The sequence below is a fragment of the Bacteroidota bacterium genome (assembly GCA_005882315.1).
GTDB lineage: Bacteria > Bacteroidota > Bacteroidia > Chitinophagales > Chitinophagaceae > VBAR01.
On record VBAR01000001.1, the window covers coordinates 1825172 to 1838620 of the forward strand.

General features: G+C 37.1%; 10 protein-coding genes. 9 read left to right on the forward strand and 1 reads right to left on the reverse strand.

The window, feature by feature from the left end:
• Positions 1-6: 6 nt before the first annotated feature.
• Together E6H07_07580 and E6H07_07585 are read left to right on the forward strand one after the other, a co-directional pair.
• Positions 7-3015: a hypothetical protein gene (locus tag E6H07_07580; protein ID TMI65758.1), complete on the forward strand. Its 3009-nt coding sequence runs from the start codon at positions 7-9 to the stop codon at positions 3013-3015.
• Positions 3012-3782, forward strand: a complete 771-nt coding sequence (locus E6H07_07585) for a response regulator transcription factor (GenBank protein TMI65759.1) — start codon at positions 3012-3014, stop codon at positions 3780-3782. Before E6H07_07580 ends, E6H07_07585 begins: the two co-directional genes overlap by 4 nt.
• Positions 3783-3883: 101 nt before the next feature.
• Here E6H07_07585 and E6H07_07590 read toward each other — a convergent pair whose 3' ends face one another.
• Positions 3884-4654, reverse strand: coding sequence for a hypothetical protein (locus E6H07_07590; GenBank protein TMI65760.1), 771 nt, complete (start codon positions 4652-4654; stop codon positions 3884-3886).
• A gap of 409 nt (positions 4655-5063) precedes the next feature.
• Here E6H07_07590 and E6H07_07595 point away from each other — a divergent pair, with 409 nt between their 5' ends.
• The 7 genes from E6H07_07595 to E6H07_07625 all read left to right on the forward strand — a co-directional run bounded on the left by E6H07_07595 (position 5064) and on the right by E6H07_07625 (position 13446).
• On the forward strand, positions 5064-5333 hold the full coding sequence (locus E6H07_07595) for a hypothetical protein (GenBank protein TMI65761.1): 270 nt from the start codon (positions 5064-5066) through the stop codon (positions 5331-5333).
• 350 nt (positions 5334-5683) lie between these two features.
• Positions 5684-6001: a hypothetical protein gene (locus E6H07_07600; protein TMI65762.1), complete on the forward strand. Its 318-nt coding sequence runs from the start codon at positions 5684-5686 to the stop codon at positions 5999-6001.
• Positions 6002-6101: 100 nt separating this feature from the next.
• On the forward strand, positions 6102-6521 hold the full coding sequence (locus tag E6H07_07605; protein ID TMI65763.1) for a hemoglobin: 420 nt from the start codon (positions 6102-6104) through the stop codon (positions 6519-6521).
• A gap of 617 nt (positions 6522-7138) precedes the next feature.
• Entirely contained in the window at positions 7139-7855 is a 717-nt protein-coding gene (locus E6H07_07610; GenBank protein TMI65764.1) for a hypothetical protein, read from the forward strand.
• A gap of 156 nt (positions 7856-8011) precedes the next feature.
• The gene (locus E6H07_07615) at positions 8012-8887 is read left to right on the forward strand and encodes a hypothetical protein (GenBank protein ID TMI65765.1); all 876 of its coding nucleotides are present in this window, start codon (positions 8012-8014) and stop codon (positions 8885-8887) included.
• A gap of 198 nt (positions 8888-9085) precedes the next feature.
• Complete coding sequence (locus tag E6H07_07620; protein TMI65766.1) at positions 9086-12703, forward strand: GAF domain-containing protein; 3618 nt, start codon at positions 9086-9088, stop codon at positions 12701-12703.
• A 2-nt stretch (positions 12704-12705) separates the two neighbouring features.
• Entirely contained in the window at positions 12706-13446 is a 741-nt protein-coding gene (locus tag E6H07_07625; protein ID TMI65767.1) for a response regulator transcription factor, read from the forward strand.
• Positions 13447-13449: the final 3 nt, after the last annotated feature.

The following is a 13449-nucleotide window of genomic DNA, read 5'->3' on the forward strand; positions in this document are numbered from 1 at the left end:
AACAGAATGAAAAAGACCTGTATTATATTTCTTCTTTTAATAGTAAGCGTTTCTTCTGTTCCATGTCAACAGCCTATTAGTTTTCATAAATTAACCGGCGCCGAAGGATTGAATGATGGGTGGGTAAATATCATAAGCCAGGATAAATATGGGTATATATGGATTGGTTCGATGGGGGCTTTGAACAGGTTTAACGGAAAAACTGTTAAAAGGTTTACACATATTCGTGGAGACAGTACTTCTCCACTACCTTCTATTTGCTATGCAATGGCTTGTGGTACAGATGGCCGTCTTTGGATAGCATTTTGGGATGCATTGGTTGAGTTTGATTATGAATCATCTTCTTTCAGGAGAATAAAAATTGCAGACGGTATTAATATAAATACAATTGTTCCCGTTGCAGATGATAAAGTATACTTCTCAGCAAGATCCGGTTTACGGTGTTATAACCCGATAGCCAACCGGTTTGAGGAACTGGCTATGCCAGGTGATAGTTCTACTAAAAAATTATTGGATAAAAGTCCTGCCTATCATGCCATTTATAAAAACGGGTTGCTTTATATAGCAACTAATAAAGGATACATTATTTATAATCCTGCAAACAAAAAGGCCACATTTTATCCTGTAAAAGAATTGGGTGAAAGAAATGTAAATAGGATAATGGTTGATAAAAAAGGCAGTATCTGGCTTAGTAATTACGGTGGGTTTAAACTACTAAGAATGGATGCAGTAAGCGGAAAAACTGAGGTGCTGGATAACCTGCTACTGGTTTACCAAAAGGAAACGCAGGGTCTTGCTATTGATTTTATTGACGGTAATAATAATGATATCTGGATTTGTACGTTTTTAAAAGGATTGCTTCATTATGATACTGAAACAAAACAACTGGTACAATATAAGAATGATATTCGTGTAGAGGGTTCTCTTTTAAGTAATATACTTTCCACAGCCTATATTAGTAAGGACGGTAATATCTGGATAGGTACCACATTAGGTTTAAACTATTTTAATCCCCGTAAAAATTTATTTAAGATCAGGTATCCTTTTGTCGATTCGTTTTTACATATATTTTCAAGAGGGATAGAGGAAGATCATGAAGGCAATCTTTGGTTTACAACAGGCAACGGCATTTCAAAATATAATGTAAAGACAGGTAAGTACAATGTGTGGCAAAATCAACCCGGCAAGCCTGATCAAATTTATTTGAATTCTGCCCGGGGTATTGCTGAAGATGCAAATCATGATATCTGGGTTGCTACCGGCGGAGGAATTAACCGCCTGAATAAAGCAACGGGTAAAATGGATTTTCTAACTATTAAAGACTCAATTCCGCAAGCTTTTTATTTCAGCCTCAATAAAACAAGCGATGGTACACTTTGGTTTGGCACCAGGGATTATGATGGACTGTATTATTACAAGCCATCGGAAAAAAAGTTTCACAGTATTGCCAACCACCCGGTATTAGGAAAGTATAAAGGGAACCCGGGTCGTTGTGTATTCGTGGATAGTAAAAAAAGAATTTGGATTGGATACAATGGTACCGGGCTTGTAATGTATGACCAGGTAAAAGGAACAACGCATTGGTGGAAAAGTACTGATAAAGGGACAAATACAATTATCGGGGATGTGGTAGTGAGTATAGTGGAAGACAAAGACGGGATGATATGGATCTCCACATTTAACGGGATAACCTGTATTGATCCCGAAAAAGAAAAGTTCACTTCTTATACTGAAGAAAATGGTTTGAAAAGTAATATTATCGGAAGCATAGCTGTAGATGACAGTAACCGGTTATGGTTTGGCACTGGAGCAGGTTTGGTAATGCTGGACAAAAGCAGGCAGCATTTTACACATTTCGGAAAAGAAGATGGTTTGCATATAACAGATTTTAATGAGCATTTCGCATTCACATTATCTACCGGCGAAATAATGATGCCATCCAACCAGGGATATGTAATGTTCAATCCGCTTAATTATAAGACAGACACTAATTCCATCCATTGTTTTATAGCGGGTATAGAAATTTCTGGAGGCCCTGTTGCTGATATGCAGGGGATAAACAAAAATGGAAAACTGAATTTAAAGCCAGAAGATAATTTCTTTACGATTGAACTGGAAGCATTGAATTTTAGCAACTCCGGGCAAACATGGTATGCCTATAAGCTGGATGGACTTGAAAAGAACTGGCATTATACACAGGACCCTAAAGCAGTTTATACAAGTGTGCCGGGGGGTAGTTATACATTCCGTTACAAGGCATCAACTAATGCGAATAACTGGAATGTAGAAGAAAAAATATTGCAGGTATACATCGGTACTGTATTTTATAAAGCTGGCTGGTTCTGGTTGCTAATTGGTTTTTTAATGATCGCTTTGCTTGTTTTCTTTTACCGCTTCCGGATGAATAAACAAAAACAAATTTATTCTTTAGAAACAAAAGCTGAATCACTGGAGAAAGAGAAAACAATGGTGCAGTATGAAAGTCTGAAGCAACATCTCAATCCCCACTTTTTATTCAATTCACTTACGTCATTGCGTAGTTTAATAAAATCAGATTCAAAAACTGCTGCCAGCTTTCTCGATGGCATGAGCAAAGTATATCGCTATGTTTTAAAAAGCGGCGAACAGGAATTGGTAAGGCTGCAAGATGAGCTGGAGTTTGTAAGAACTTTTACGGAATTACAGAAAATACGTTTCAAAGAAGGATTAGAAGTTAATATAAATATAGATGAGTCTTACTTCAATAAATATATTGCGCCGGTTACACTTCAGAACCTTGTGGAAAATGCTATCAAACACAATACGGCAGATAAAGATAGCCCGCTGGTAATTGAAATATTTACTGAAGAAGGTTTTGTTGTTGTAAGAAATAATTTGCAGCGTTATCGCATTGTGGAAACAAGTAATAAAAAAGGCCTGGCGAGTTTGCAAACACTATACAGGTATTATTCAGAAAAACCGATGGTGATAAAAGAAGACGATAAATATTTTACTATAAAAATTCCTTTGTTATGAAAGCATTGATCATTGAAGATGAAAATCTTATTGCAGAAGAAATGCGGGGTAATATTGCCATTGTGGCAGGCGATGTAGAAGTGTTGGATATGTTGCCCAGCCTGAAGTCTGCAAGAAAATGGTTTATGAATAATGCAGAACCGGATTTATTATTCATGGATATAAAACTCAGCGATGGTTTGAGCTTCGAATTGTTTGATCAATTTACTTTACAATGCCCGGTAATTTTCTGTACAGCTTATGAAGAGTATGCTATCCGTGCATTTAAAGTAAACGGGGTTGATTATCTTTTAAAACCGGTACAGGAAGAAGATTTAAAGCGGGCAATTGACAAAGTAAGAAGCATGAAGGAAACCAAATCGTTTATACCGGGTGATCTGCAACAACTGGTTAATTATTTTACTAATCCATCTGCAGTTAAGCAGCAATATAAAGAGCGGTTTATCATTAACAGTAATAATAAATGGACACCGGTTGAAACAAAAGATATTGCAGTGTTCTTTAAGGATAATCTAAACTATATCTACACTTTTAATGGTGATAAGCTGATCTATGACTTCTCAGCATTGGAAGATATTGAAGAAGTGCTTGATCCGCATTTCTTTTTCAGGGCTAACCGGCAGGCGATTATTCACATCAACTCAATTCATTCTGTAAAGCCTTACGGTAACCAGAAATTGATGGTACAGATAAAAGCTCCTCTGAAACTGGAAGTTGATATCAGCCGTGAAAAAGCTCCACTGTTTAAGAAATGGATGGACCGATAATAAAAAAGAAGCAACACCTTTCGATGTTGCTCTTTACCGCTACCTTCTACCATGAGTCCGTGTTCTATTGTCCGTCCAAGTAAAATATTTTAATTACACAATTATGGCATATCGATCATATGGATCCGTACTTTATTATTGATAAAGCCTTTTCCTTTTTTATCCCAGAATTTTACAACTACATCATAATACTCTTCTGCTTCCATCGGTGCACCCGTAGATACAGTGCATTTTAATAGCTTCGCTTCTTTTTCATTATAAATTCCGCCTTCCTTAAACAGATCCCTTTCATCAAAAATTATTTTACCGGAAGTATCAGCAATTTGCAGAGAGCAGCCAACCGCCACTCTTCCATTTTCAACAATCATTCCTTTGATATTATCATTTGTCAGGATAAAACTTTCGCCGACAGGGATGTCAGTGTGATTGAGTACTTCGTCATTCATCACCAGCATTACTTTTTCGGGCTCCATATTTTTATAATCAGAAACGAGCCCGGTAGAGAAATCTTTTTTAATACCAATGCTAATGCTACTTGTACAGGATGAAAGAAACAAAAGCAATCCGATTACAGATAAAGGCAATGCAAATTTTGTGAACGGTCGCATTTTTGGCCATAGCCTGAACATTGCTTCAGCCAGTTCGGCCAGGAGAAACAAAGAATAGGTTATCAGCCCAATAGTGGCGCCGGTACTTATTGTTTTTAAAATATTGATCGTTTCTTCCAATACAGGAATAGAAAAATCAAAGAAGAGTAAACGCAGGAATGCGTAGGTGATAAGGCTAAGGATGATAGCCAACAGAACCAGCGTTTTGAACACCCGGAGGTGGATCTTATTGCTGGTTCTGAGGCCGTCATTTAGAAATTTCATGAAAGATTGTTTTAGGTTTCTGGTTTTTGATGATACAAAGTAGGCGCATATTTAGCCTGGAAAAAAGCAAATATGAATGAACCGTACAAAAGTCTTAATGAAGTGACTTAATCTGAAGTTTGGCTGTAACTATATAAAGCTGTCGGATTAAGGTGCAGTACTTACATCCCATCTTACATTAATATTATTCTTTTGTGCATATTCTTGAAAAGCTCAGATGTGTCTAAATAGTTCTTTTTATAAACTACGCTTCAATTCAGATTTTATACCATTCATTAATCAATAGTGTCCACTCGCTAACTAAAACTTGATTTCGCTTTTGTACAGAAGTAATATTAGGTAACAAAACAAACGAACTATGCTGACCGCTTTAATAATAATACTTTTTGCAAAATTTCGCCGCCGGCAAATGCAACAGCAGCTGAAGCAGCAGCAATTGCTTAGCAATTCCGGAATTGGTTTTCACACAAAACTGGCAGAGGTCATGGAAGAACGATTTGCGATCAAAGGCTATAAAAAATTCTGCATTTTAGTATTGATCCGTGTAAGAGGAAAAGTAGTCTACCGGAAGATGCATACAATTTTAAAAGCAGATCAATCTTTGAAGACAGGTGATAGTGTAGTGATCAGGTATAATCCCGGTAAGCTGCGCCAGGTGTGGGTGAATAATGCAGCATAAATAATGGCTTCTTTCTTATCCAATCATACGAACTTTCTCCTAACAGTAATGAATTGCCCTGTCATCCTGAGCTTGTCAAAGGAGCGGGGCGCTTCTTTTTAAGCAGCTTTTAAAATGAATTCAAATCAATATATCATTTCATTGAACCGGAACTACGCTTTAATAAACGAATACGGCAATTCAATGGCTTTTATTTTTTGCGAGCTAAACGCCACCTCAAATTTGTGTTATGAAACAGAATAAAACCATTGACAGTTTAAACCTTTTTGCATTTATGATGCGACGTATATTGCTTGTATCAGTATTGCTTACAATTATTACCTGCATTGTTTGTAAACTGGGTGTATAAAATGAAAAACTTTTTAAAATATATCAGTCAGTTAATGCGAGGCAATCACCGCCGCCGCATTTATCAACAACTGCAGTGGCAGCGTTTCCTGTTGCGTACCGGAATACCGGCTACTGCGCAGGTACTAGACATGGTTCAGGAAGAAAGTGAGATGTATGATTATGTACAGATCCGTTTTTGGGTGGTACTTAAATTGCGGGGTATTATTACTTACCGACATATTCAAACACTGCTTAATAAAAAAGATATTCCGATGGTGGGACAAACAATTCATATACGCTATTGCCCTGATGATATGTCAAAAGTCATTATTCTTTGAAGACGATACAGGTACACTTTAATTGATTTTTCATACGGGTCACTAAAAATAATTTTTAAATAAGAGCTTTGCGGCTGATTTTTGCTTTAAATCTGATAGTATGACTGAAGAGCAGGTAAAATTGGTAAAAAAGACCTGGAAAATGGTAAGGGCAATTGACCCAGTGATGGTAGGGGATTTGTTTTACAGTAAACTTTTTAATGACCACCCCGCACTCCGAAATATGTTCCCTAAAAAAATGGATGAACAATACCGTAAGCTGATGGATATGCTGAGCATAGTTGTAGCCCGTCTCGAAAAGTTGGATGAATTAACTAATGATATTTCCGAAATGGCCCGGCGGCACGTAGGTTACGGTGTACGACCCGCACATTACAAAATGGTAGGCAGTGCATTGCTCTGGACCTTACAACAGGGACTCGGTAATGACTGGACACCAGAAGTAAAAGAAGCCTGGATAAAATGTTATAATACACTTGCTGATACAATGATCGCGGCCTCCACAACTCAAAATACTTAAAAAAGAAAAACCATATTTCATTTAGTAAATGGTTTGCTGTACCCGGCAAACCATTTTTAATTTCAGTAGTGCATAGTCTTTGCGAGGATAAAAAATAGTTGATCTGAAAAAGCAATTGATAAATCCCGCTAAAAATGGAGCAGGGTGTAAGGAGGGGAAAAGCCCCCGCATTCAAAAAATGGTTTGAGTGTTAACCAATACTACTAAATCAGATTATAACGGCCAGTAACACAACGGCGGAAACCAATATTACCAGCATCAGCATATCGATAAGCAACTCCCTTTTACTTCTAATTTTTTCCAAAATCTTCATAGCAGCAAATTAAGTAACTGGGCAGTCGTTGACACCATGTCTTTATTAAAAGGTATGACTGGTTTAGTAAAAGGGGACTGCCTGCTCTTGCTTTATGATCATCTGACATTAAGTAACCTGCAATAGTCGGAGAGTAGTATCTAAAACTGAAACACCAAAACCCACCGCCTTTGATGTATCAAGAGCGGTTTTTTTGTTAATGATTCCCGTTTACTAAATATAGATTCCCGTTGACGAGATAATCTTGGGAACGACTTCTTCATATTCTTATTTTGACGAATTGTTTTCAAAATCTAATAAAGAAATGAAAAATAAATTGTTCATAATTATACTGTTGATTAGTTTATCAGCTTGCCACAAAGAAGTTTTAGATGCACCAGAGATGCAATTGGAAGAAACTTCAAAAGTAAAAACAGCAACTTATGGCAATACGGTGTTTACTTATACGTACGATGCACAGGGAAGACAGCTAACCTGTGACAATAGTGATGGGATAAAAAGAAAATATGACTATCCTATTGGAAGTATTAAAGAATCGGTCTATAAAAATGGAATGCTGCAATATTTCTATAAAAATGATTTGAATACAGAAGGATTATGTTTCCGGGAAATAAAAAGTGATGCTCCAGGCTACGAACAGCTTTATGAATATAATCTTGATAGAACCTTGAATAAAGTCATTACAAAAAATAATGGAAGTATAATCCAGGTAATGAATTTTTTTTATAATAATCAAAATTGCGACAGCATCCGCTTTCTGGCTAACGGACAGCATATCCTCACAATAGTAAAGGATTATTACCTGGATAAACCAAATGCTTTGAAGAATGAAGTTTTTGGAAATCCCTATTACGGCAAGTCAAGCAGAAATATGATCAAAACGGAAACATATATTGATGCGGGCAGCCTTCCTGATCCTTGCATTAATTTCAATTATGAATTTGATGTTATTGGAAGAGTTAGTAAAGAAATAACTTCAAAAGGGAATAATACGAGTATTGGGTTATATACTTATTATTGAGTGCAATTAGAACATTTGGACAACCGCCTTTGATCATATCAGGGCGGTTTTTTTTATTTGCCGGATAGTAGCTGTGGCTAACCGTAGAATAGTTTTTTATTTTATTGGGGAAAGCCGGAATATATCTTAGATGATCATTTATAAAAAACAAACTGTATGAAAAAAATATTTTTATCTGCTGTACTATCAACACTAATACTGGTAACAGCATTTACTCAAAATGTGGGTGTCGGAAATAATAACCCATCTGAAAAATTGGATGTAACCGGCAATGTGAATATCAATGGCAATCTTAAAATAAATGGTTCTGCAGGACAAAGCGGACAGGTTTTGATGTCGAATGCAGCGGGGTCAACCACCTGGGGTGATCTTTCTGATTATAAAAATCATGTTGGATATTCACAGAATGGAACATGGAATGTACCGGCAAATGTTACAAAAATTATGGTTGAAGCGTGGGGCGGCGGTGGCGGTGGAGCTTCCGGCGGAGGCGGTGCAAGTGGTAGTTATATGCAGGCAATTAATGTTCCGGTTTCTGCAGGTAATCAGATAAATATTACTATTGGTACCGGCGGCACAGGCGCAACAACAGAAACTGGCAATGGAGTGAACGGACAAAACACCACTGTTGAAATTCCTGCCTTGAGCACAACTTTTACCGCTGGAGGTGGGGGTTTTGCTACGCAAGGCAAAGGTGGGATTCCGATTGTAATTGTACAAGCAGGTATTCCTTACCAAATTCATGTGCCCGGAAATAATGGCGAAAATACCCGTGAGTCTTATCAGCAATATAGCACTACTGAATTTTTAACTGTACGTGAATATGGAAATGGTGGGAATGCAGTAATGATTAACGGCGCATCAGGCGGTAAAGGAAAGTTTTTATCTTTTGATAATAGTACCCTGTTTGGATATAAACTTTTTTTCAGCACGGATGGACGTGGATACGGTGCCGGAGGCGGTGGTGGTGGTAATGGCAGCTCGCCTTACGGAGCAGCAGGTAGTGGAGGGGTTGTGATCATTCATTATTGAACCTGTCAATAATTTGCCCATTGCAATATTTTACTTTAGAGATTTTTAAGAAAGATTCGCCGTTTACTCGGTTGCAGCTACCTCACAGTAATATGATCGTATTCATGTGATTGCCTTTCAATATTTTACTTTTCAAAAAGCCGGGCTCAATTATTATTTTTTAAGCCGGTTTATTCTTTTAAAGTATTTTAGTTTTAAATGCAGTTGAAAAAGGCCCTGATCATATCATTATTGTTTTTATTTAATAGCAAACTATTAACTCAAAGTAATACCGTTTTCCAGCATTTGAATACTACAAACGGTCTTTCCTATATTGGGGTTAATGGTACCTGTGTCGATAAAAATGGTAATCTGTGGATCGCTACCGGTAATGGACTAAATATGTTCAATGGAAAAACAGTAGAAAAATATTTTGCTACGGAAATCCCCGAACTACAGAGCAGTAATATTGTACAGGTAACCTGTGACAGTAATAACCGGGTATGGATTTTAACAGCAGGTGGTTTTGCAACTCTTCTTGATGAGAAAAGAAAATTTCACAGGGTAGCAATATATGAAAATCAAAAACTGGTAAAAGTAAACTCCATATTGTATACAGCTAATTATGGAATCGTTTTATACTGCGGAAATGGAAATTATCATTTAAACCCGGATGCATTGCCCGGTAAACAGGATTCATTAACAAATAAGATATTCAGATTTTTACCTCTGAAAGGATATAGACGTGAGCTTGTAAAGGGGTACGGTCGTACAGTTGGGTTTGATGAAGAGTATTACCTGCTGGTTTTTGAAGATATTTTTTTTAAAGTAGCATACAAAGACAATACTGTTGAACGATACTATTTATATCCACACCTGGTCTCATTAATAAAATGGGGTACCAATGAATGGCTCGCCTGTGATAAAAAAACTTTTGAAGTAAAAGCTATAAACCTGGTGACAGGTGAGATCAGTTATCCGTTTAAAGACTTAAAGGATCAATTTGACCGGCCGATTAATTGCATTCTTAATGCAGCTGCAAGAATAAGCACCAATGAATACTTGTTTACTACTCAAAATGCAGGTATTTATATATACAATACTATTAGTGGTAAAATAAATAACTACCGGCACAATATTTCCGATCCTTCTTCCCTCAGCAACGATAATCAAAACATTGTTACAAAAGGAAAGGATGGCTGGATCTTTATTGTATGTAATCCGAAAGGCATCAGTTATTTTAACAGGAATGATATTATCAGTAATCAAACAGTATTTACAGACGGCAGAGGTAATGGATATGATGGCTTGATTGCCGGCATAACTACAAAGGATAATAATACCTATTACTTTGGAACAGTAAGTGGCATGATGGAGTGGAAACGAAATACCAACACAGCCACCTTTATAAATTTAACAGGAAAACAACCGAATCCTGTTTACGGAAATCAACAGGCTAGTTCTATCGTAATTGACAAATACGATAAAATTTGGGCAGCAACTGTTGATAACGGAATAGTGGTGATGAATAAAAGCCTGCAACAGATTCGGACAATAAAATCTGAGGAAGCAAATAAAAAATCTCTTAAAGTAAAAAAAGTTAACCGGTTATTGATCGGCCCCGATGAATTTATATGGGTATGCGGCCGGAATGGAATAAGCCGGATAAACCCGGTTAACTATGAAATTGAAAACTTTGAAAATTCCCCTTTGAAGCGATTAGATTCTTTCCCGGTAGTACCGCTCTATTTTTCTGATAGTAACAATCTTTGGATTGCTACTGCATTTGACGGAATGTATCATTATAACCTAGCCACAAAAACACTGGAGGAGGTTGCATCATATAAACCTTATTGGCGGGAAGGTATTTATGACCTGGGATCAGATAATGCGGGAAACATTTATGTAGCGGGCAGAAAAGGATTGAAAATTCTTTATCCGGGTGGCCGTGTAAAATTAATTACTCCAAAAGAGGGATTACTGATTGACGGGGGTGAAAGTATTTTACGGGATAAGCATGGTCGTATGTGGATCGGGAATGATATTGGGGTGGTCTGTTATAACCCGGCCGATTCAAGTCTGCGTTCATTTGATGTGCGGTACGGATTGAGTATTTATGGATTCCTCATTGGATTTTATTTCCAGATGCCAAATGGAGAGTTTTTCTTCGGTACCCCTAAAGGTGTCCAGTACTTTCATCCTGATTCTTTGTATAATAAAAAGGTAAGCCTTAATGTTTCGGTTAATAAAATTGAAACAAAAAGAATTACTTCCAATATTACCGGGTCAGAAATATTCCATCTTGTCGCTGCTGATAACAAGGTCACTTTTTATTTTGGTACCGTTGATTTCAGCCCTCATATCCGAACTTATTATGAATACAAACTGGTGGACCTGGATAAAGAATGGATAAAACTTGCCGATCAGAACTCTGTACGTTATAATTCATTGCCACCCGGTAAATACATTTTTAAAGTACGTATCAGCAATGATAACAGAAATTGGCAGGAATCCGATAACGAAGTGACGATTATAATTGCTGCGCCTTTTTACCAGACCTGGTGGTTTAAAACTGCAGGTATACTACTGGGCTTATTACTTATCTGGTATGTTTTGAAGTATTATCAAAAGAAGCAGGTAAAGCAAAGGGAAGAACTCGAGACAGAGTTAGTCATTAATTATTTCGCCTCGCAGATCAACCGTCACCAGAAAACAGACGACCTGCTGTGGGATGTAGCAAAAAATTGTATTAGCCGTCTCAATTTCGAAGATTGTGTTATTTACCTGAAAGATGAAGAGAAAAATATACTTATACAAAAAGCTGCATATGGACCTAAGAGCCCGGTGGATTTTTCTATTCATCAGCCGATTGAAATACCAGTAGGTAAAGGAATAGTAGGTACTGTAGCTGCAACCGGTAAAGCCTTGCTTGTTTCAGATACACAGGCTGATACAAGATATATTGTGGATGATGCCCGTCGCAATTCCGAACTTGCTGTGCCGATGATCGTGGATGGAAAAGTGATTGGCGTGATAGACAGCGAACATCATCGTAAAAATTTCTTTACACCAAAACACCTGCAGATACTTTCTACCATTGCTGTGTTATGTGTTAACCAAATACGACGAACCCAGGCAGAAGAAGAAAAACAAAAAGCAAGAATTGAAGCATTGCAAAACAAACAAAAAGCCGTTGAAACAAGATTGCAAAGTTTGCGTTTGCAAATGAATCCGCATTTTCTGTTTAATGCGCTGAACTCAATTCAGCAAATGATTCTTGCAAATGAGGAAATGGTAGCTACAAGGTATTTATCAAGATTTTCAAAATTGTTGCGTACCATCCTTGTTCATAGCGATAAGGAAACAGTAACATTAAAAGAAGAGGTTGAAATTCTAAAGCTCTATGTAGAACTTGAATCGATACGTTTTAAAGACGCCTTTCACTACGAAATAACCTGTGATAATGAAATAGATGCTGAAGAAGTAAAAATTCCTACACTGCTTATCCAGCCATTTGTTGAAAATGCCATTTGGCACGGGCTGATGCATAAAGAAGGACAACGAAATCTTAAAATTGAATTCATTGATAAAGATGAATTCATTCATTGCATCATTGAAGACAATGGAATAGGGCGAATACGGGCAAAGGAAATGAAGTTAAAAACCGGGCAGGATATAAAGCATACAAGCAAAGGCATACAAGTTTCGGAAGAAAGATTAAAGGCAATTCAATGTAATGGAGTGGAAGGTTCAATAAATATTATTGATCTCTCAGATGCAGAGGGCAATGCATCAGGAACTAGAGTTGAAATTATTTTTCCCACAAAAAACAACTGATCATGCTAAAAGTATTATTGATTGACGATGAGGAAAGGGCAACGGATGCCCTCCGGCTGATGATTGAAAAAACAATACCGGAAATACAACAAGTAAGAGTTTGTAATGACTCCCGTATTGCCGCCGATATTATTCATGAATATCAACCTGCGTTGATATTTCTTGATATTCAAATGCCGCACCTGAATGGGTTTCAGCTGCTGGAAAAAATGCCTAATAAGAATTTCAAGATCATTTTTACAACGGCTTATAATGAATATGCAATACAAGCTATCCGTTTCAGCGCATTTGATTATTTGCTGAAACCGGTTGATATGGAAGAGTTGCAGGCCACCGTTCATCGTTTTCTTGAAGGCAATGAAGATTACAAACAGCAATATGAACTGCTGAAAAACATTATGCATAATATACAAGTGCCTTCAGCAGAAGAGTTCAGGCTGGCATTGCCAACAAAAGATGGTGTTCATTTTTTACAGCCGCAGGATATTGTGCGTTGTGAAGCTGTTGGCAATTACACAAAATTTTTTGTCAGCAATAATAAAACCTACCTTATTTCAAGAACATTGGGTGAGTATGATACGCTACTCACTCCTCACAATTTTATCCGCACACATAAAAGCCATTTAGTAAATAAAAAATATATTTCCTTTATTGATCATGACGGTTTTGCTGTATTGAAAGATAATAGCAAAGTGGAGGTGAGCCGTAGAAGAAAAGAAGATGTGATGGCATCATTAAAGTAACTA

What these genes read in the sequence shown, in the direction of transcription:
- E6H07_07600 (TMI65762.1), top strand. Translation starts at nt 5,684, where the DNA reads ATGAAAAACTTTTTAAAATATATCAGTCAGTTAATGCGAGGCAATCAC.
- E6H07_07615 (TMI65765.1), top strand. Translation starts at nt 8,012, where the DNA reads ATGAAAAAAATATTTTTATCTGCTGTACTATCAACACTAATACTGGTA.
- E6H07_07625 (TMI65767.1), top strand. Translation starts at nt 12,706, where the DNA reads ATGCTAAAAGTATTATTGATTGACGATGAGGAAAGGGCAACGGATGCC.
- E6H07_07585 (TMI65759.1), top strand. Translation starts at nt 3,012, where the DNA reads ATGAAAGCATTGATCATTGAAGATGAAAATCTTATTGCAGAAGAAATG.
- E6H07_07610 (TMI65764.1), top strand. Translation starts at nt 7,139, where the DNA reads ATGAAAAATAAATTGTTCATAATTATACTGTTGATTAGTTTATCAGCT.
- E6H07_07620 (TMI65766.1), top strand. Translation starts at nt 9,086, where the DNA reads ATGCAGTTGAAAAAGGCCCTGATCATATCATTATTGTTTTTATTTAAT.
- E6H07_07605 (TMI65763.1), top strand. Translation starts at nt 6,102, where the DNA reads ATGACTGAAGAGCAGGTAAAATTGGTAAAAAAGACCTGGAAAATGGTA.
- E6H07_07580 (TMI65758.1), top strand. Translation starts at nt 7, where the DNA reads ATGAAAAAGACCTGTATTATATTTCTTCTTTTAATAGTAAGCGTTTCT.
- E6H07_07590 (TMI65760.1), bottom strand. Translation starts at nt 4,654, where the DNA reads ATGAAATTTCTAAATGACGGCCTCAGAACCAGCAATAAGATCCACCTC.
- E6H07_07595 (TMI65761.1), top strand. Translation starts at nt 5,064, where the DNA reads ATGCAACAGCAGCTGAAGCAGCAGCAATTGCTTAGCAATTCCGGAATT.